14 protein-coding genes are annotated in these 19,013 nt (G+C 73.2%); 8 read left to right on the top strand and 6 right to left on the bottom strand.

Going from position 1 to position 19,013, the window contains the following annotated elements; translation table 11 throughout:
- Positions 1-2: 2 nt before the first annotated feature.
- Positions 3-1,235 (bottom strand): PucR family transcriptional regulator, encoded by a 1,233-nt coding sequence (locus A949_RS0109425; protein ID WP_019355762.1) that lies wholly within the window; start codon positions 1,233-1,235, stop codon positions 3-5.
- Positions 1,236-1,486: 251 nt separating this feature from the next.
- Between A949_RS0109425 and A949_RS0109430 the strand changes: the two genes are divergently transcribed.
- From A949_RS0109430 to A949_RS39500, 3 genes are all read left to right on the top strand, one after another.
- Positions 1,487-2,413: a proline dehydrogenase family protein gene (locus A949_RS0109430; RefSeq protein WP_019355763.1), complete on the top strand. Its 927-nt coding sequence runs from the start codon at positions 1,487-1,489 to the stop codon at positions 2,411-2,413.
- A 68-nt stretch (positions 2,414-2,481) separates the two neighbouring features.
- Positions 2,482-4,113 carry an L-glutamate gamma-semialdehyde dehydrogenase gene (pruA, locus tag A949_RS0109435; protein ID WP_019355764.1) on the top strand — a complete coding sequence of 544 codons (1,632 nt, stop codon included), beginning with the start codon at positions 2,482-2,484 and terminating at the stop codon, positions 4,111-4,113.
- A gap of 380 nt (positions 4,114-4,493) precedes the next feature.
- On the top strand, positions 4,494-4,622 hold the full coding sequence (locus A949_RS39500) for a hypothetical protein (protein ID WP_019355765.1): 129 nt from the start codon (positions 4,494-4,496) through the stop codon (positions 4,620-4,622).
- Between the two features lie 107 nt (positions 4,623-4,729).
- Here A949_RS39500 and A949_RS0109445 read toward each other — a convergent pair whose 3' ends face one another.
- Complete coding sequence (locus A949_RS0109445; RefSeq protein WP_019355766.1) at positions 4,730-6,352, bottom strand: purple acid phosphatase family protein; 1,623 nt, start codon at positions 6,350-6,352, stop codon at positions 4,730-4,732.
- 150 nt (positions 6,353-6,502) lie between these two features.
- On the opposite strand from A949_RS0109445, the gene A949_RS0109450 reads away from it, so the two are divergent.
- From A949_RS0109450 to cimA, 4 genes are all read left to right on the top strand, one after another.
- Positions 6,503-7,570 carry a 3-isopropylmalate dehydrogenase gene (locus A949_RS0109450; RefSeq protein WP_019355767.1) on the top strand — a complete coding sequence of 356 codons (1,068 nt, stop codon included), beginning with the start codon at positions 6,503-6,505 and terminating at the stop codon, positions 7,568-7,570.
- Between the two features lie 347 nt (positions 7,571-7,917).
- Positions 7,918-9,024: a branched-chain amino acid aminotransferase gene (locus A949_RS0109455; RefSeq protein ID WP_019355768.1), complete on the top strand. Its 1,107-nt coding sequence runs from the start codon at positions 7,918-7,920 to the stop codon at positions 9,022-9,024.
- Between the two features lie 166 nt (positions 9,025-9,190).
- A complete protein-coding gene (locus A949_RS0109460) occupies positions 9,191-10,837 on the top strand; it encodes an alkaline phosphatase D family protein (RefSeq protein ID WP_019355769.1) in 1,647 nt (548 codons plus the stop codon).
- Between the two features lie 330 nt (positions 10,838-11,167).
- On the top strand, positions 11,168-12,826 hold the full coding sequence (cimA, locus tag A949_RS0109465) for a citramalate synthase (protein WP_019355770.1): 1,659 nt from the start codon (positions 11,168-11,170) through the stop codon (positions 12,824-12,826).
- An 18-nt stretch (positions 12,827-12,844) separates the two neighbouring features.
- Here cimA and A949_RS0109470 read toward each other — a convergent pair whose 3' ends face one another.
- The 4 genes from A949_RS0109470 to ureA form a co-directional block, all read right to left on the bottom strand.
- Positions 12,845-13,483 (bottom strand): TetR/AcrR family transcriptional regulator, encoded by a 639-nt coding sequence (locus A949_RS0109470; protein WP_019355771.1) that lies wholly within the window; start codon positions 13,481-13,483, stop codon positions 12,845-12,847.
- A 136-nt stretch (positions 13,484-13,619) separates the two neighbouring features.
- On the bottom strand, positions 13,620-14,654 hold the full coding sequence (locus tag A949_RS0109475) for an agmatine deiminase family protein (protein ID WP_019355772.1): 1,035 nt from the start codon (positions 14,652-14,654) through the stop codon (positions 13,620-13,622).
- 117 nt (positions 14,655-14,771) lie between these two features.
- The gene (locus A949_RS0109485) at positions 14,772-16,493 is read right to left on the bottom strand and encodes an urease subunit alpha (RefSeq protein ID WP_019355774.1); all 1,722 of its coding nucleotides are present in this window, start codon (positions 16,491-16,493) and stop codon (positions 14,772-14,774) included.
- Positions 16,490-17,311 (bottom strand): urease subunit gamma, encoded by an 822-nt coding sequence (ureA, locus tag A949_RS0109490; protein ID WP_019355775.1) that lies wholly within the window; start codon positions 17,309-17,311, stop codon positions 16,490-16,492. Before ureA ends, A949_RS0109485 begins: the two co-directional genes overlap by 4 nt.
- 183 nt (positions 17,312-17,494) lie before the next feature.
- Here ureA and A949_RS0109495 point away from each other — a divergent pair, with 183 nt between their 5' ends.
- The gene (locus A949_RS0109495; protein WP_019355776.1) at positions 17,495-18,961 is read left to right on the top strand and encodes a cytosine permease; all 1,467 of its coding nucleotides are present in this window, start codon (positions 17,495-17,497) and stop codon (positions 18,959-18,961) included.
- Positions 18,962-19,013: the final 52 nt, after the last annotated feature.

Consider the following 19,013-nt stretch of genomic DNA (forward strand, 5'->3'; position numbering starts at 1 on the left):
GGTCACAGCCGGGCGGCCTTGAGCGCCATGTGCAGCAGCAGGCGGTCCTCGCCCTCGTCCAGATCCAGGCCGGTGAGGCGCTCGACCCGGGAGAGACGGTAGTAGAGGGTCTGCCGGTGGATGCCGAGCGCGGCGGCGGCGCGGCCCGCCTGGCCCGCGCAGTCGAGGTAGACCTCGGCGGTGCGGGCCAGCTCGTGGTGGGTGGCGCGCAGGAGGTCCTGCACAGCGGGATCGGGTGCGGTGCCCGCGGTGCGGGGGATGCCGGTGAGCATCCGGTAGGGCCCGATGGCGTCCCACTCGGCCAGTGCGCCCGGCCGGGGTTCGGCCGCCGCGGCGCGGGCCGCGGCGCGGGCCTCGTACCAGGCCGTCGACAGGTCCGACAGTCCGCTGCGCGGGCTGCTCAGCCCGGCGGTCGGAGCCGGAGCCCCGCTGGCCGGGTCCGCGCTCCCGGTCCGGCCCGGCGCGCGCAGCAGCCGGTCGGCCGCCGACCGGGCCGCCTCCAGGCCGTGCGGAGTGCGCAGCCGCACGAGCGCGGCCAGCGTCCCGTCCCGCACGCACTGGGCCGCGAGCCGGGGGAGGGCGGCCGGGAGCGGTCCGCGGACCGCGGTCGCGTCCTCCTCCGGCCAGGGCAGCACCGCCACCAGCACCAGTGGCCCGTACGCGGTCTCGCCCAGTGCCGTCCGCAGTCCGGCGACCGCCTCGTCCCGTGCGGCCCCGCCGCGCTCGGCCAGGGCCGCGTGCAGCAGTTCCCCGGTCTGTTCCTCGGCGCGGGAGTCGGCGGCCAGCTGGGCGCCGGTGCGCTCGGCGACCGCCATCGCCGCGGCCAGCCGCGGGTCGGTGAGCTCCAGCGCCCCGTCGTCCAGCAGCCAGATGTAGCCGTGCACGACGCCCCGGTCGCGCACCGGCAGGCAGATCCGGCCGTGCACCAGGCCCGCTGCCGGGTCCGGCGGGACCTCCTGGCCGGAGACCGGGGGAGGGATGCGCACCGGGCCGCTCGCCCGGGCGATGCCGTAGCTCTCGAAGAAGGCGCGCACGGCGGGGGTGGAGCGGCGCTGGAGGATGGTGCGGGTGCGCACCGGGTCCAGCGCGGGGCCACCGTCCTGCCCCTCGTCGCCGTCGGCACCGCCCTCGTGCGCCCCGAAGGCGATCAGCGAGAAGTCCCGGCTCTCCAGCGTGGCCGGGGTGCCCAGCAACTGCGAGACCTCGTCGATCAGCGCCTGATAGTCCTCGCGCATGTCGTGGCCTCCTGTGCCTCGCGCCGTGCCGTCTGTCACTCGCGGCCGTGCCGTCGGCGCTCGCCGCGGCGGTCCGCGTGCCCGCCGGTCCATTCTCATACATCTGTCTGAGAGCCGGACCACGGACGCGTGACACCTGTCGATGGCCCCCGCGGTGGCGCGATCCTTAACTTCTAGGTGGCTTCCGCGTCACGCCTCCGCTGCGCGTGCGCCACCGAGCCACCCGCAAGAAGACTTCGTGGAGGTGCCCCGTGCTGGGACCCGTGCTCCTCGCCGCCGCGCGCAGCGACAGCATTCGCCGCCTCGTCTCGGCCGCTCCGGTGACCCGCCCGATGGTGGACCGGTTCGTGGCAGGCGAGCGGCTCGATCCGTGTCTGGACTCCGTCGCGGCGCTGGCCGCGCGCGGCATGCAGGTGACCATCGACCACCTGGGCGAGGACATCACCGACCGGTCGGAAGCTCTCCGTAACCGCGACGCCTACCTCGCGCTGACCGAAGCGCTGGCCGCCGCCGGGCTCGCGGAGCAGGCCGAGATGTCGGTCAAGCTCTCGGCCTTCGGCCAGGCGCTCCCGGGCGGGCACGACCTGGCGCACGACAACGTGCTGCCCGTCGTCGAGGCCGCTGCCGCCGCCGGGACGACCGTCACCCTCGACATGGAGGACCACACCACCGTCGACTCGACGCTCGCGATCCTCTCGCAGCTGCGCGAGCGCTTCCCCGGTACCGGTGCCGTGGTCCAGTCGTACCTCTTCCGTACCGAGGAGGACTGCCACGCGCTCGCGGGCGAGGGCTCCCGGGTCCGGCTGGTCAAGGGCGCCTACAAGGAGCCCGCCGAGGTCGCCTACCAGGACAAGCACGAGGTCGACCGGGCGTACGTGCGCTGTCTGAAGATCCTGATGGCCGGTGAGGGCTACCCGATGGTGGGCTCCCACGATCCCCGCATGGTGGCCATCGCCCAGAACCTGGCCGAGCGTTACGGTCGAAAGCGGGACGAGTACGAGTTCCAGATGCTCTACGGGATCCGCGCGGCCGAGCACGAGCGGCTGGTCGCGAACGGGCACCGGATGCGCGTCTACGTTCCGTACGGCACCGACTGGTACGGATACTTCATGCGGCGGCTGGCGGAGCGCCCCGCGAACATGGGCTTCTTCCTGCGCTCGCTCGCCACCCGCAACTGAGAACACCGCATCCGGGCACCCGACCGGCGCCCCCACCGACCGTCCGAACCACGACCCGAGGAGCAACCGTGGACGCTGTGACCCAGGTCCCCGCCCCGTACAACGAGCCGGTGCACACCTACGCGCCCGGCAGCCCCGAGCGCGCGCGCCTGGAGGCCAAACTCAAGGAGCTGGGCGACAGCCCGCGCGAGCTGCCGATGACGATCGACGGCGTCAAGCGGATGGGCGGCGGCGAGCGTGTCGACGTCGTCCAGCCGCACAACCACCGGAAGGTCCTGGGCACCTACGCGACCGCCACCCGGCAGGACGCGCAGGACGCCGTCGACGCGGCGCTCGCCGCGGCCCCGGCCTGGCGTGCGCTGTCCTTCGACGACCGGGCCGCGATCATCCTCAAGGCCGCCGAGCTGCTCTCCGGCCCCTGGCGCGAGACGATCGCCGCCTCCACCATGCTGGGCCAGTCCAAGACCGCGCAGCAGGCCGAGATCGACGCGCCCTGCGAGCTGATCGACTTCTGGCGCTTCAACGTGCACTTCGCCCGTGAGCTGATGACCGAGCAGCCGCTGGTCCAGCCCAACGGGATCTGGAACCGCATGGACCACCGCCCGCTGGAGGGCTTCGTCTACGCGATCACGCCGTTCAACTTCACCGCGATCGCGGGCAACCTGCCCACGGCCCCGGCGCTGATGGGCAACGTGGTCGTCTGGAAGCCGTCCCCCACCCAGACGCACTCCGCCGTGCTGCTCATGGAGCTGCTGGAGGAGGCCGGGCTGCCCAAGGGCGTCATCAACCTGGTGACCGGCGACGGCAAGGAGGTGTCCGAGGTCGCACTGCCGCACCCGGACCTGGCCGGCGTGCACTTCACCGGCTCGACCGCCACCTTCCAGCATCTGTGGAAGTCCGTCGGCGAGAACATCACGAACTACAAGTCCTACCCGCGTATCGTCGGCGAGACCGGCGGCAAGGACTTCATCGTCGCCCACCCCTCGGCCGACCCGGCCGTGCTCAAGACCGCCATCACCCGGGGCGCCTTCGAGTACCAGGGCCAGAAGTGCTCCGCCGCATCCCGCGCCTACCTGCCCCGCTCCCTGTGGGAGAGCGGCTTCAAGGACGACCTGGCCACCGAGGTGCGGGGGCTGTCCATGGGCGATGTGACGGACCTGTCGCACTTCATCGGCGCCGTCATCGACGACCGGGCCTTCGCCAAGAACAAGGCCGCCATCGACCGCGCCGCGGCCGATCCGTCCTGCGAGATCCTGGTCGGCGGCAGCTGTGACGACAGCACCGGCTACTTCGTCTCGCCGACCGTCATCGTCTGCTCCGACCCGGAGAACGAGGTCTTCAAGGCCGAGTACTTCGGCCCGATCATCGCGGTCCACGTCTACGAGGACGAGAACTGGGACGCGATGCTGGACCAGATGGAGTCGGCCTCGGCGTACGCGCTGACCGGTGCCGTGCTGGCCAAGGACCGTGCGGTGCTGGCCGCCGCCTCGGAGAAGCTGCGGTTCGCCGCGGGCAACTTCTACCTCAACGACCGGCCCACCGGTTCCATCGTCGGCCAGCAGCCGTTCGGCGGTGCGCGGGCCTCGGGCACCAACGACAAGGCCGGCTCGAAGTTCAACCTGATCCGCTGGTCCTCGCCGCGCGCGATCAAGGAGACCCAGGTCGCGCCGACCGACTACCGGTACCCGCACATGGGCTGACGCCCCCGTGGCCCCTGTGCGATGAGGGCCCGGCCCCCTTCTCCGCCCGTACGGAGGGGGCCGGGCCCGGCTCATTTTCCGCTCGTTCCCCGGCTTTCCCCCGGCCTTCCCGGGCTTTCCCCGGGCCCGTGGCGGCGGGCCCGGTGTGGGGCTCGTCTCAGATAGTAGGAAGCCCAACTATTTGGCGAGACATCACGGGCTCCGGCTCCTATCGTTGTAGGAAGCCGATCGTCCCGCTCGACCGAGCGCTTCGCGGATGCGACACCGTGCGTCTCCGGCAGGTGATCCCTGCCGCACCGGTTGTCCCCGCACCGTTGGCTGTCCGGCAGATCTCTCCTCGCGTCTTGCGTTCCACGCCGTGCAGAAGGAGTTGCATTCCCATGGCCACGCCCACAGCCACCCACGTCCCCGCCTCCCGCGTCCGCCGCTCCCGTGCCGCGGCCCGCCTCCGCGAGGAGGACCGCCGCAAGGCAGCCGAGGCCCTCCAGCGCGCCTTCGACCGCCGCTGAGCGACCGCCGCCGAGCGGCGCGGGCCGAGCGCCTGCCGTGTCGCCGTCCGGCCGGGTCCGTGCTCCGCGGCCCTCCGCGGGGACGGTTCCCGGCCGCGGCGGGAGCCTCAGCTGCGGCGCACCGCGAAGTGGTCGATGCGCCGCCCCGAGTGCGCCAATGCCGTCACCGAGAGTGCCGGCCGAGGCCCGGGGCGGGACTCCACCGCGAGGAAGGAGAACCCGGTGTAGCGGACCCGGGACCACTCCACGCGGTCCCGTTCGGCGGTCCGCTCCCCGGTCCAGCGGATTCCCGGCACGCTGTCCCGCTCCCGGACGTGCCCCTCGTGGCTGTCCGGTGCCCGGAAGCCGTACAGCTCGCGCCCGCCCCCGCCCGCCGTGACGTACACGGTCCCGTCCGCGTCCGGGTCGGTGGTCCCGCCGCTCCGCAGCGCGCGGGTGGGTCTGCCGCCGCGCAGCGGGTCGGTGCGCTCGTAGACGTGATTGTGCCCGTTGACCACGAGGTCGACGTGGTGCCGTTCGAACAGCGTCACCCACCTCTCCCGTACCCCGCCGTCCGAGCCGTGGGTGGCGGTCGAGTACGCGCAGTGGTGGAAGAAGACGACCAGGAAGTCGACGCCCCGGTGGGCGCGCAGCCGCTCCAGCGTCCGCTCCAGCCACCGCGTCTGCGCTCCGCCGGTGCAGCCGCGGTTGGCCGGGATCTCGTAGGAGACGTCGTTGGCGTCCAGGGCCAGCACGCCGACGTTCCCGTACACGAACGAGTAGATGCCGGGCGCCCGCTCCGGGTCGGGCCCGTCGCCGGGCAGCGACCAGCGCGCGGTCTGACCGCCGTAGCCGTCCGGCGAATACCAGGCCTCCATGTCGTGGTTGCCGGTGGTCACCATCCACGGCACCCGGCGGGCCACCGGTTCGATCTGGGCGAGGAAGCGGTCCCACGTCCGCGCGTCGTAGCGGTCGGAGTCCGCTCCGTGCCCGGTCCCGTCGGCGTAGCAGATGTCGCCCGCGTGCAGATGGAAGGCCGGGTCCCGGTCGAGCAGGAGCCGGCCGGCGGTGCGCGCCCCGGGGCTGACGCCCTGGTCGCCGAAGGCGGTGAAGACGAAGGGCCGGGTGCCGTCGGCGGGGGCTGTGGTGAAGGAGTCCACGGTGTGTGACCGCGCGGGCGCCGCGGGGTCGAAGCCGTCGTGGCCGACGCCGTAGTAGTACGTCGTGCCCGGGCGCAGCCCCTCCAGGCCGACGTGCAGATGGAGCTGCTCGACGCTCGGCAGCGTGCTGCTCAGCGCCGGGGTGTACAGCGCACGGACCTCCGCCGCCACTCTGCCGCCCAGGTCCCACGGTGCGGTGCCCACCCGCAGGTAGGGGCGCCGGACCGGGAGCGGTACCTGCCAGGAGATCCGCATCTGCGAGGCCGGGTCGGCGCCGAAGGCCAGGTGGCGGCCGAACGGCGCGACCAGCGCACCGTCCACGGCGGTCCGGGGCAGCAGCGCCGTGCTGCCGCCGGGAGCGCTCCCGCCGCGCAGCACCCCGGCGTCCGCGCGCAGCCCCGCGGCGCCCGCCGCACCGGCTGCCAGCAGTCCGCCGCCGCGCAGCACCCCGCGCCTGGTCGGACCGTTCGGCAGCACGGGACGGGGGCGGCGGCCGAGCTTCTCGCGCAGGTAGGCGTGCTGCTCGGCCATGCTCAGGCGGGCGGCGAGCCGAGCGGGCACGCCCAGGTCGGGCAGGTCGTTCGCGGCCATGGTGCCAGGGTCCCCACGGGGGCCAACTGGTGGGCGACAGCGGCGGATACGCCGGCTGAACAGCGTGCGTCAGCCGGTGCGACCGCGGGTGTCGTCCGTCATACGGACAGCCTTATGTCACAGCCTGGGACGGGGAGTAGTGTCCGGCGTATGTCTTCAGGAACGGCCTCCCGCACGGACCGCACCATCGACCTCGCAGTGATCTCCGGAGACGGAATCGGCCCGGAGGTCGTCGCCCAGGGCCTCAAGGTCCTCACCGCCGTCCTCCCCCCGGACGTCGCCCTGGAGACGCACGAGTACGATCTCGGTGCCAAACGCTGGCACGCCACCGGGGAGACTCTCACCGAGGAGGAACTGGAGCGGCTCGCGGGGCACGACGCGATCCTGCTCGGCGCCATCGGCGACCCCGGTGTCCCCTCCGGGGTGCTGGAGCGCGGGCTGCTGCTCAAGCTGCGCTTCGCCTTCGACCACTTCGTCAACCTGCGTCCCTCCACGCTCTTCCCGAACACCGAGTCCCCGCTGGCGGGCCGTCCGGAGATCGACTTCGTCGTCGTCCGCGAGGGAACCGAGGGGCCCTACGTGGGCAACGGCGGCAGCATCCGCAAGGGCACCCCGCACGAGGTCGCCAACGAGGTCAGCGTCAACACCGCGTTCGGTGTGGAGCGGGTCGTGCGCGACGCGTACGCCCGGGCGCAGGCGCGCCCGCGGAAGAAGCTCACCCTGGTGCACAAGAACAACGTGCTGGTGCACGCCGGCCACCTGTGGAAGGACACCTTCGACCGGGTCGGCCGCGAGTACCCCGAGGTGACGACCGACTATCTGCACGTCGACGCGGCCACGATCTTCATGGTGACCGATCCGGCGCGGTTCGACGTGATCGTCACCGACAACCTCTTCGGCGACATCATCACCGACCTCGCCGCCGCCGTCAGCGGCGGTATCGGGCTCGCGGCCTCGGGGAACATCAACCCCACCCGGCAGTTCCCCTCCATGTTCGAGCCGGTGCACGGGTCGGCGCCCGACATCGCGGGCAGCGGAAAGGCCGACCCGACCGCCACCGTGCTGTCCGTCGCCCTGCTGCTGCGCCACCTCGGCCACGAGGCGGAGGCCGCCCGCGTCGAGGTGGCCGTCACCGCGGATCTCGCCGAGCGGGACGCCGCTCCGGTCCGCACCACCGACGAGATCGGCGACGCGCTCGCGGCCCGCGTGGCCGACTGAGCCGTCCGTGGCGCCCCCGGCACCGGCTGTCTCCGGATTCCGGGGGGAGTGCTGCCGCAGGCCGCGGCCCCCTGATCCGGCCCGCCCCGCCGTCGCGGCGGGACGGGCCGCCCTTGCACGCTTTCTCGCACCCCTGTCCGAAAGTGTTCGGCCGGCGCGCGATAATCGGAGTGTGGACAGCGCCGGGAGGCTGCTCCCGAGCCCCGGTACCGCGCTGTGGAGCGCGGTGGTGCCGGGGCGGCAGCGTGCTCGGAGCGACTGCGCCGCGAGGGCAGCCGCACCGGAGGCCCGTACCGGTGGGAAGCCCGGCCGCAGGGTCCGCAACGACACGAGCTAAGGACGCGGACATGACGACCCCCCGTATCGCATTCGACCTCGAACCGACCGCCGAGCCGCTCGGCACCGCCGAGCGGGAGGCGGTGCTGGCGAATCCCGGTTTCGGGCGGTACTTCACCGACCACATGGTGACCATCCAGTGGACCGAGGACCGCGGCTGGCACGATGCGCGGCTGCAGCCCTACGCTCCGCTGGAGATCGACCCGGCGAACATGACGCTGCACTACGCGCAGTCGATCTTCGAGGGGCTGAAGGCGTACCGGCAGCCCGACGGCTCGGTGAAGGTCTTCCGGCCGGACGCCAACGCCCGCCGCTTCCGGCGCAGCGCCCGCCGGCTGGCGATGCCCCAGCTGCCCGTGGAGACCTTCGTCGAGGCGTGCGACCTGCTGGTGGGGCAGGACAGCGCGTGGGTGCCCGGCGGCGGCGAGGCGTCGCTCTATCTGCGGCCGTTCCTGTTCGCCACCGAGGTCGGGCTGGGGGTGCGGCCCGCGAACCGCTACACGTTCATGGTCATCGCGTCCCCGGCGGGTGCCTACTTCCCCGGCGGTGTCGAGCCCGTCTCGGTGTGGCTCTCCGAGGAGTACGTGCGTGCGGCGCCGGGCGGGACGGGCGAGGCCAAGTGCGCGGGCAACTACGCCGCCTCGCTGGTCGCCCAGGCGGAGGCCGCCGGGCACGGCTGCGACCAGGTGGTCTGGCTGGACGCGGTGGAGCGCCGCTACGTCGAGGAGATGGGCGGCATGAACCTCTACTTCGTCCAGGGCTCCGGCGCCGACGCGCGGATCGTGACCCCGGAGCTGACCGGGACGCTGCTCCCGGGCATCACCCGTGACTCGCTGCTGCGGATCGCCGCCGACCTCGGGTATGCCACGGGGGAGGTGCGGCTGACGACCGACGAGTGGCGCGCGGGCAACGCCGACGGCTCGATCAGCGAGGTGTTCGCCTGCGGGACCGCGGCGGTGATCACGCCGGTCGGCCAGGTGAAGTCGGCGCGTGGCGAGTGGAAGGTCGGCGACGGGGGCGCCGGTGAGATCACGATGCGGCTGCGCGAGGCGCTGCTGGCGGTCCAGACCGGCCAGGCGGAGGACACGCACGGCTGGATGCACACCCTCGGCTCCTGAGGGGTAGGTCCTCACGGACATCGTGGGGCGTGTCACGGTAAGCCCGGAACCGACCTGACGTACATGTACCTGACATGCGGGGGTCGAACTTCCGTAGCTGAAGGGCCTTTTGGCAGCGCTGTCATGACGGTGTCATCGACCGCCTCCCGGAGGGCCGAGATCCACGATGCCGCGTCCCCGCACGACCCAGCAGGATCAGGACAGCCAGCAGGAGATCAGACGGGCGGCGGCGGCACTGGGCCGCCGCCGCCTGCTGACCGTCACGGGCGCCGCCGCGGTGCTCGCCTTCACCACCGACCTGCCCGGCAGCGCACAGGCGGCCGAGGCGGACGCGCGGACCGCCGTCCGCGCCGACCCCTTCACCCTGGGCGTCGCCTCCGGTGACCCGCAGCCCGGCTCCGTCGTGCTGTGGACGCGCCTCGCTCCCGAGCCCTACGAGCCCGGCAGCGGCCTGCCGAAGGCGCGGATCCCCGTCCGCTGGGAGCTGGCGCACGACCGCCGCTTCCGCCGCGTCGTGCGCCGCGGTGCGGCCCTCGCCCACCCCGAGCTGAACCATGCCGTGCATGTGGAGGCCGAGGGCCTGGGCGCCGACCGCGTGTACTACTACCGCTTCCGGGCGGGGAAGTGGCTCAGCCCGGTGGGCCGCACCCGCACGGCACCGGCCCCCGGCGCCGACATCGGCGAGCTGCGGCTGGCCGCCGTCTCCTGCCAGGCGTACCACCACGGCTACTTCACCGCCCACCGGCACCTCGCCGAGGAGGACGTGGACCTGGTCCTCCACCTCGGCGACTACCTGTACGAGTACGCCGTCGACGCGCACGGCGGCGCCCGCGGGTACACCGACCGGGAGCTGCCCTCCCGCTTCGACCGGGAGACGGTCTCGCTGGAGGAGTACCGGCTGCGGTACGCGCTCTACAAGTCGGACCCCGATCTGCAGGCGGCGCACGCGGCGCACCCGTTCGTGGTCACCTGGGACGACCACGAGACGGAGAACAACTACGCGGACGACGTCCCCGAGGACGGCGGCTCCTCGGAGGACTTCCTGGTGCGCCGGGCGGCCGCCTACCGCGCGTACTGGGAGAACCTGCCGCTGCGCCGCCCCCAGCGGCCCAGGGGCCCGGACATGCGGCTCTACCGCAGGCTGCGGTTCGGCAGGCTGGCCCAGTTCGACATCCTCGACACCCGGCAGTACCGCTCGGACCAGGCGTACGGCGACGGCTGGCACCACCCGGGCCCGGAGTCGACGGACCCGGCCCGCACCATGGTCGGCGCCGCGCAGGAGCGCTGGCTGATCGACGGGTGGCGCGGCTCGGACGCCGTCTGGAACCTCGTTTCGCAGCAGGTCACCTTCTCCGAGCGGCGCAGCAGCAGCACGTCCGCCTACAAGGTCAGCATGGACGCCTGGGACGGCGCCCCGGCCTCCCGCGACCGGCTGCTGGCGGGCGCCGAGGCGGCCGGGGTGGAGAACCTGATGGTGCTCACCGGGGACGTGCACAAGGGGTACGCCTACGACATCAAGCAGGACTTCGGCGACCAGGACTCCCGCACGGTGGGGACCGAGATCGTGGCCACCTCCGTCACCAGCGGCAAGGACGGCGAGGACCGGCCCTCCAACTGGGAGACCTACCTGGCGGCCAACCCGCACATGAAGTTCTACAACGGGCACCGGGGCTATGTGACCGTGCGGCTGGACAAGCGGCAGGCACGGGCGGACTTCCGCACGGTCGCCGTCGTCACCGAGCCGGGATCGCCGGTGCGCACCGCCGCGTCCTTCGCCACCCGGGTCGGCGAGCAGGGCCTGCACGAGGTGTGAGCGGACCGGGGTCGACCGTCTGAGCGGCGGGTTTTCGCATCGTGAGACGGAAGGGGGCGTGGGGGGCGGGTTGTGCGAGACTTCCCCCGTGCCCTCGTTCGTCATGATTATTGGCAGCAGGCGCGCCGGTCCGCAGTGACCGACTGCCGTGGAACGACCCGTACGGCAGCGGACACCGTGCCCCAGACCCGCGCGCAGACCTCTCGCACCCGCGAGGGGTTTTTTCGTTTTCCGGCCCACCTCAGCCGGAGCGGACGGCGCGAGGGATGATGGGGGCAAGTGGAGCGCTTCCTTCCGGAACCACTGAACCCAGCCCAGGAGCCACCAGCCATGACCTCCGACGCGGCAGGCGCCGCAGCAGCCACCGGCAGTCCGACGGGACCGCAGGCCCCCGACGACGGTTTCCACGTCTTCGACACCACTCTGCGCGACGGGGCGCAGCGCGAGGGCATCAACCTGACCGTCGCCGACAAGCTGACCATCGCCCGCCACCTCGACGAGTACGGGGTCGGCTTCATCGAGGGCGGCTGGCCGGGCGCCAACCCGCGCGACACCGAGTTCTTCGCCCGCGCCCCCCAGGAGATCGACTTCCGGCACGCACAGCTCGTCGCCTTCGGCTCCACCCGCAGGGCCGGTGTCCCCGCGCAGATCGACCCGCAGGTCCAGGCACTGCTGGACGCGAAGGCGCCGGTGGTCACGCTCGTCGCCAAGGCCCACGACCGCCACGTGGAGCTGGCGCTGCGCACCACGCTGGAGGAGAACCTGTCGATGATCGCCGAGACGGTCGGCCATCTGCGGGACCACGGCCGCCGCGTCTTCGTCGACTGCGAGCACTTCTTCGACGGCTACCAGGCCAACCCCCGCTACGCCGAGCAGGTCGTGCGCACCGCGTACGAGGCGGGCGCCGAAGTGGTCGTCCTCTGCGACACCAACGGCGGGATGATCCCCGCCCGGATCCAGGCCGTCGTCCGCACCGTGGCGGCCGACACCGGGGCCCGGCTGGGCATCCACGCGCAGGACGACACCGGCTGCGCGGTCGCCAACACCCTGGCCGCCGTCGACGGCGGTGCCACCCACGTCCAGTGCACCGCCAACGGCTACGGCGAACGCGTCGGAAACGCCAACCTCTTCCCCGTGGTCGCCGCACTGGAGCTCAAGTACGGCAGGCGCGTGCTGCCCGAGGGCGCGCTCGCCGAGACCACCCGCATCTCGCACGCCATCGCCGAGGTCGTCAACCTGACCCCCTCCACCCACCAGCCCTACGTCGGCACCTCCGCCTTCGCCCACAAGGGCGGACTGCACGCCTCCGCGATCAAGATCGATCCGGACCTCTACCAGCACATCGACCCCGAACGCGTCGGCAACACCATGCGGATGCTCGTCTCCGACATGGCCGGGCGCGCCTCCGTCGAGCTCAAGGGCAAGGAGCTGGGCTACGACCTGAGCGGTGACCGGGAACTGGTCGGCCGGGTGGTCGAGCGGGTCAAGGAGCAGGAACTCAAGGGCTACACCTACGAAGCCGCCGACGCCTCCTTCGAACTGCTGCTCAGGGACGAGGTGCACGGCGGCGCCACGGGCACCGCGCCGCGGTTCTTCCGGGCCGAGTCCTGGCGCGCCATCGTCGAGCAGCGGCCGGACGGCATGCAGGTCAACGAGGCGACGGTGAAGCTGTGGGCCAAGGGCGAGCGCATCGTCGTCACCGGCGAGGGCAACGGCCCCGTCGACGCGCTGGACCGGGCCCTGCGCGCCGGACTGGAGCGCATCCACCCCGCGCTGGCACGGCTGAACCTGGTCGACTACAAGGTCCGCATCCTGGAGGGCGCGCACGGCACCTCCTCCACCACCCGGGTGCTGCTGTCGATGAGCGACGGCAGCGGGGAGTGGACGACGGTCGGCGTCGGCGACAACGTCATCGCCGCCTCCTGGCAGGCCCTGGACGACGGCTACACCTACGGGCTGCTCCGCGCCGGGGCCGAGGCGCACGACTGACCGCGCCCGGCGCGCCGGTCAGCCTGCCGCGGGGGCCAGGGACTGGTCGAAGTGGTCGCGGACGTGGCCCAGGACCAGCTCCCGGTCCACCCCCGGCAGGCCCACCACCAGATGGGTGCCGAAGCCGTCCAGGAGGGCCCGGGTGCGGGTGGCGAAGCGGTCCGCGTCGACCGCGGCGAACTCGCCCCGGCCCGCGCCCTCCACCAGCAGCGCCACCAGGTCCCGGTGCCAGCTCAGCTCCAGTTCGAGCTGCCGGGCGCGCATCTCGTCGTCACCGGACTGGGACCGGTTCCACACCTCCAGCCACAGCGCCCAGTGCGGGTCCCGGTGGCCCTCCGGCAGATAGAGCGCCACCAGCGCGTCCAGCCGCTCGCGCGCGGGCACCCGCCGGGCGAGAGCAGCCCGCCGCGCCGAGCCCAGCTGCTCCTCGCTCCACTGCAGGGTCTGCAGCAGCAACTCGTCCTTGGTCTTGAAGTAGTAGACGAGATGACCGCTGCTCATACCGACCTCACGGCCGAGCGCGGCCATCGTCAGCCGGTCCAGGCCGCGTTCGGCGATCATCTCCATCGCGGTGGCCAGCAGCTGCTCCCGGGGCTGGGCAGCCCGCCGCCTGCCCCCGTCGGGGCGCTCGCGGTTGCCTCCGGTCCGTGCGACCACCGCCGTGCTCCTCCCTCGGACTGTGCGCCCGGCGGCGCCGGCCGGCGCCGCGGCGCCCTCGGCTGCCGGCCGTTCAGCCTATCCGGGCCCGGCAGCGCCGGTGCCGGGACTGCCCGGCCCCCTGCCGCCGGCCGGGTCAGACCCGCGGCTGCTGCTGGGTGATGCAGTGGATGCCGCCCCCCGCGGCGAAGACGGTGCGCGCGTCCACCAGCGTGACCGTGCGCCGCGGGAAGAGGCGGCGGAAGATCCCGGCGGCGTGCTCGTCCCGCGGATCGCCGAACCCGCACAGCACGACTCCGCCGTTGCACAGATAGTGGTTGACGTAGCTGTAGTCGACCGGTTCGCCGTCCGCCGTGTGCGTCACCGTCGGCGCGGGCAGCTCGACGACCTCCAGCCGCCTGCCCCGCGCGTCGGTCGCCGACCGCAGCAGCTCGACCGTCTCGGCGCACAGCTCGTGGTCGGGGTGCGCGGGGTCGGGCTGGGTGTGGGCCACCACCACGCCCGGCGCCGCGAAGGCGGCCACCAGGTCGACATGCCCGCGGGTGCCGAAGGTGCCGTAGTCGGCCGTCAGACCGCGGGGCAGCCAGACCGCCTTGCGGGTGCCCAGCCGCGCGTGCACCTCCGCCTCGATCTCCTCGTGCGTCCAGCCCGGATTGCGCTCCGGGCCCAGCTGCACGGTCTCGGTGAGCAGCACCGTCCCCTCGCCGTCCACATGGACGCCGCCGCCCTCGTTCACCAGCCGCGAGGTGTGCACCGCGGCGCCCGCGCGCCCGGCCACGGCCGCGCCGATCCGCGCGTCCCGTTCCCACCGGGCCCAGGACTGGGCACCCCAGCCGTTGAACGTCCAGTCCACGGCGGCCAGCCGGCCGCCCTGGGTGACGAACGTCGGCCCGATGTCCCGCATCCACGCGTCGTCCAGCGGCTCGGCGACCACCTCGATGTCCGGGCCCAGCTGCTGCCGGGCCACTGCCGCGTCGGGGGGCGAGGCGACCATCGTGACCGGCTCGAAGCGGCGCACGGCACGGGCCACCGACGCCCAGGCGGCGCGTGCCTCGGCCAGCACCGCCGGGTCCTCGAACGTCGGGTTGGCGCCCGGCCAGGCCATCCAGGTGCGCTCGTGCGGCGCCCACTCGGGCGGCATGACGGGGGCGGCGGAGGTGGGGGTGCTCATGGAGGCGGCTTCCTTGCGGTGGTCGGCGGTCGGTCGTGCCGCGGGTGCGGCCAGGGCGGTCGGGGGCGGGGCGGTCGGGGTGCTGTCGCAGGAGGGCCGGACGGAGGACCGGAGGGGTCAGAGGAAGTAGAGGCGGTTGAGCGGGACCTGCTCGGCCGGGTCGGAGCGCAGCGGCTCACCGTCCAGCGTCACCAGTCCGCTGTGCTGGTCGACCTCGACCGAGCCCAGCCGTGTGTTGTGCACCAGGTCCGCCGGACCGATCCCGCGGGTGCCCCGCACGCCGACCCGGCGACGGCGGGTCGGCAGGGTGTCCGCGCCGCGTTCGGCCGCGGCCGCGGAGACGAAGGCGACGGACAGCTCGGCGGGCGCCGCGCCGTGCGCCCCGAACTGCGGCCCCAGCACCAGCGGTTCGCTGGTGTCGGTCGCCGCGTTCGGGTCGCCGGTCACCCCCCAGGCGGGGAAGCCGGACTTGAGGACGAGCTGCGGCTTGGCGCCGAAGTAGGCGGGGTGCCACAGCACGATGTCCGCCATCTTGCCCGGCTCCAGCGAGCCGATCTCGTGCGCGAGTCCGTGCGCCAGGGCCGGGTTGAGGGTGAGCTTGGCGATGTAGCGCAGCACGCGCGCGTTGTCATCGGCGCCGTCGGCGTCCCCGGTACCGGCGCCGGGGACCGCCGCGCGGTCCTCCAGCGGTCCGCGGTCCGCCTTGAGCTTGGCCGCCATCTGGAAGGTGCGCCGCACGGTCTCGCCCGCGCGTCCCATGCCCTGTGCGTCGGAGGAGGTGATGCCGATGGCGCCCAGGTCGTGCAGGACGTCCTCGGCGCCCATGGTGCCCGCGCGGATCCGGTCGCGGGCCATGGCCGCGTCGCCGGGCAGGTCCGTCTTCAGGTCGTGCACCGAGACGATCATGCCGTAGTGCTCGGCGACCGCGTCCCGGCCGAAGGGCAGCGTGGGATTGGTCGAGGAGCCGATGACGTTGGGCACGCCGGCCATCCGCAGCACGTTCGGGACGTGGCCGCCGCCGCAGCCCTCGATGTGGAAGGCGTGGACGGTGCGCCCCTCCAGCACGGCGAGAGTGTCCTCGACGGCCAGCGCCTCGTTCAGCCCGTCGCTGTGCAGCGCGACCTGGACGTCGTACTCCTCGGCCACCCGCAGCGCGGTGTCCAGCGCCCGGTGGTGCGCCCCCATGTCCTCGTGCACCTTGAAGCCGCAGGCACCGCCCTCGGCCAGCGCCTCCACCAGCGGCGCGGGATGCGAGGAGGAGCCGCGGCCCAGGAAGCCGATGTTGACCGGCCAGGCGTCGAACGCGGCGAAGGCGTGCCGCAGCGCCCAGGGCGAGTTGACCCCCACCCCCCACACCGGGCCGAACTCCTGGCCGATGACGGTCGTGGTGCCGGAGGACAGGGACGCCTCCATGATGCGCGGGGAGAGCAGGTGGACGTGGGTGTCCACGGCGCCCGCCGTGGCGATCAGCCCCTCCCCGGAGACGATCGAGGTGCCGGTGCCCACGACGACGTCCACGCCGTCGACGGTGTCCGGGTTGCCCGCGCGTCCGATCGCGTGGATCCGGCCCTCCCGGATCCCGATCGACACCTTCCGGACGCCCTGCACGGCGTCGATCACCAGCACGTTGCTGATCACCACGTCGCACGTCTCGCGGACGGCGGCCGCCTTGAGATGCAGCCCGTCCCGCGCCGTCTTGCCGAACCCGGCCAGGAACTCGTCCCCCGGCTGCTGGGAGTCGGACTCGACCCGGACGACGAGTCCGGTGTCGCCCAGCCGCACCCGGTCGCCCTTCCGCGGCCCGTGCACCGCCGCGTACTCGCGTGCGTCCCCGCTCATGCCTCGCCCTCCTCGCGGCGCGCGTCCGAGGCGGCCGCGCCCAGATATCCGCAGGCCGCCGCGCGCCGCAGTGCCTCCGCGCGGGCCCCGGGCGCGTCCAGCGGCCCGTCCACCAGCCCGGCGAAACCGATGGCGATCCGGTCGCCGCCCAGCGGCACCAGCTCCACCGTGCGGATGCCGCCCGGATCGAAGCGCACCGAGGAGCCGGCCGGTACCGCGAGCCGCATGCCGTAGGCGGCGGCACGGTCGAACTCCAGCCGCGGGTTGGCTTCGAAGAAGTGGAAGTGCGAGGTCACGCTGACCGGCACCGCCGCGGTGTTGCGCACGGTCAGCGACAGCGCGGCCGGTCGCGGTGCGTAGGCCGCGTCGGTGCCCTCGTCCGGCCCGGCGGGCAGCACGGCGCCGGGGGCCGTGTCCGCGTCCGCTCCGTCCGGGGTTCCGGCACCGTGCCCGGCCGGGTCGCCGGCACCGGCGGAGTCACCGGCACCGGCACCGGGCCCGTCGCCGGAGCCGGGGGAGCGGAGCGGGAAGGGGAGCACGGCCAGCCGGGAGCCGTCCTCGAAGACGGCCTCCACCTGGATCTCGGTCAGCACGTCGGCCACGCCGGGCAGCACGTCCTCGGGGCCCAGCGCGGCGCGGCCGGCCGCGATGGCCTCGGCGAGCCGGAGCCCGTCGCGGGCCGCCTCGCAGACGGTGTCGGCGATCAATGCCGTGGCCTCCGGCACGTTCAGCCGCAGTCCCCGGGCCCGCCTGGCCCGCGCCAGCTCGGCCGTGCCGAAGATCAGCAGGCGGTCTCGTTCGGTCGGACCCAGCCGCACGCTCTCCCCACCTTCCGGTCGTGATGCATGACGCCGGGCCGCGCCGGACGTCACCTGTATGCGGCCAGCATTTAGAGCGGCACTCAAATAGTCAAGTCTCTGCATCGACCATTGACCGCATGGCTCGGGATGCATCAGATTGAGCGCTGCTCAAACCAATGCCAGGACCCTCCAGGGAGCACCATGCAGATCGAGCAGCACGGCGTCGATGTCATCCCCGAACCGGAACGCACCAGCAGTCCCCGCGACATCGTGAGCTTCCTCATCGGATCGAATCTGGCGCTCGGCGTCGTCATCTTCGGCTGGCTGCCGGTCTCCTTCGGGCTCGGCTTCTGGCCCGCCGTCACCTCGCTGGTGGCCGGAACCCTGGTCGGCACGGTGCTCGTCGCCCCGCTCGCGCTGGTCTCGCTGCGCACCGCGACCAACCTCTCGACCAGCAGCGGCGCCCAGTTCGGGGTGCGCGGCAGGCTGCTGGGCTCCGCGATCGGGCTGCTGCTCTCACTCGGCTACACCGCGCTCACCCTGTGGGTCGGCGGCGACGCCATGGTCGGCTCGCTCGCCCGGCTCTTCGGACTGCCCGACTCGGCGGCCGGATACGCGCTCGTCTACGCCGTGCTCGCCGTGTGCACCGCCGGGTGCGCCGTCTACGGCTACAAGCTGCTGCTGCGGCTGAGCCGCGTCCTCGCCCTCGGCATGACCGCGCTGCTGATCGTCGGGGTGTTCGCCTACGCGCCGCACTTCACCACCCAGGCGCCCGCCGGCACCTCGTACCTGCTCGGCGACTTCTGGACCACCTGGCTGCTGTCGGTCGTGGCGGCCGGACTCAGCGGTCCGATCGCCTTCATCACCCTGCTGGGCGACTACACCCGCTACATGTCACCGGCCCGGCACTCCTCCCGCCGGGTCTACCTCACCACCTGCGTCGGACTGGTCGCCGGGCTGCTGATCCCCCAGCTCTTCGGCACCTTCACCGCGGTCGCCGTCGGTGCGGCCACCGACTACGCGGGACCGCTCGTGCGGGAGGCGCCGTTCTGGTTCCTGGTGCCGCTGCTGCTCGCGGCCTCGTTCGGCTCGGTCGGCAACGCCGGGCTGATGCTCTACTCGATGGGGCTCGACCTGGACGCCATCGTCCCGCGCACCACCCGCACCAGGGCCACCTACACCGTGGCGGCCCTGGCGACCGCCCTCGTCTTCCTCGGCCACTTCGTCTGGGACGCCCAGGACGCGATGACCTCGTTCGTGCTGCTGCTCACCGCCGTGGGGACCCCCTGGGCGGTGATCGTCCTGATCGGGCACGCACGCTGCCGGGGGAGCTACGACGCGGAGGCGCTGCAGGTCCTCAACCGGCGCTCGGTGGGCGGCCGCTACTGGTACACCGCGGGCTGGCACCTGCGAGCCGCGCTGGCCTGGGCCGTCGGTTCCGCGGTCGGACTGCTGGCCGTCGACACGCCCCTCTACACCGGTCCGCTCGTCCCGCATCTGGGCGGGTTCGACCTCAGTTTCCTCCTCTCGGCCGCCGTGTCGGCCACGGCGTTCCTCCTCCTGGTACGGGACCGGGCGGCGGCCGCCCCCGGCGGGCGGTCCGCGGCCGGAGCGCCGGGAGCGACGGCGCGCGACCGGGGGCCGAAGACGGCCGCACCGCGGCCCTGACCACGCCCCGTCGGGCGCGCCGCGGGCCGCGCGGGGCGCCCGACGGTCCCGG

It is taken from the genome of Streptomyces sp. AA1529, assembly GCF_000280905.1.
Taxonomy (GTDB): Bacteria; Actinomycetota; Actinomycetes; order Streptomycetales; family Streptomycetaceae; genus Streptomyces.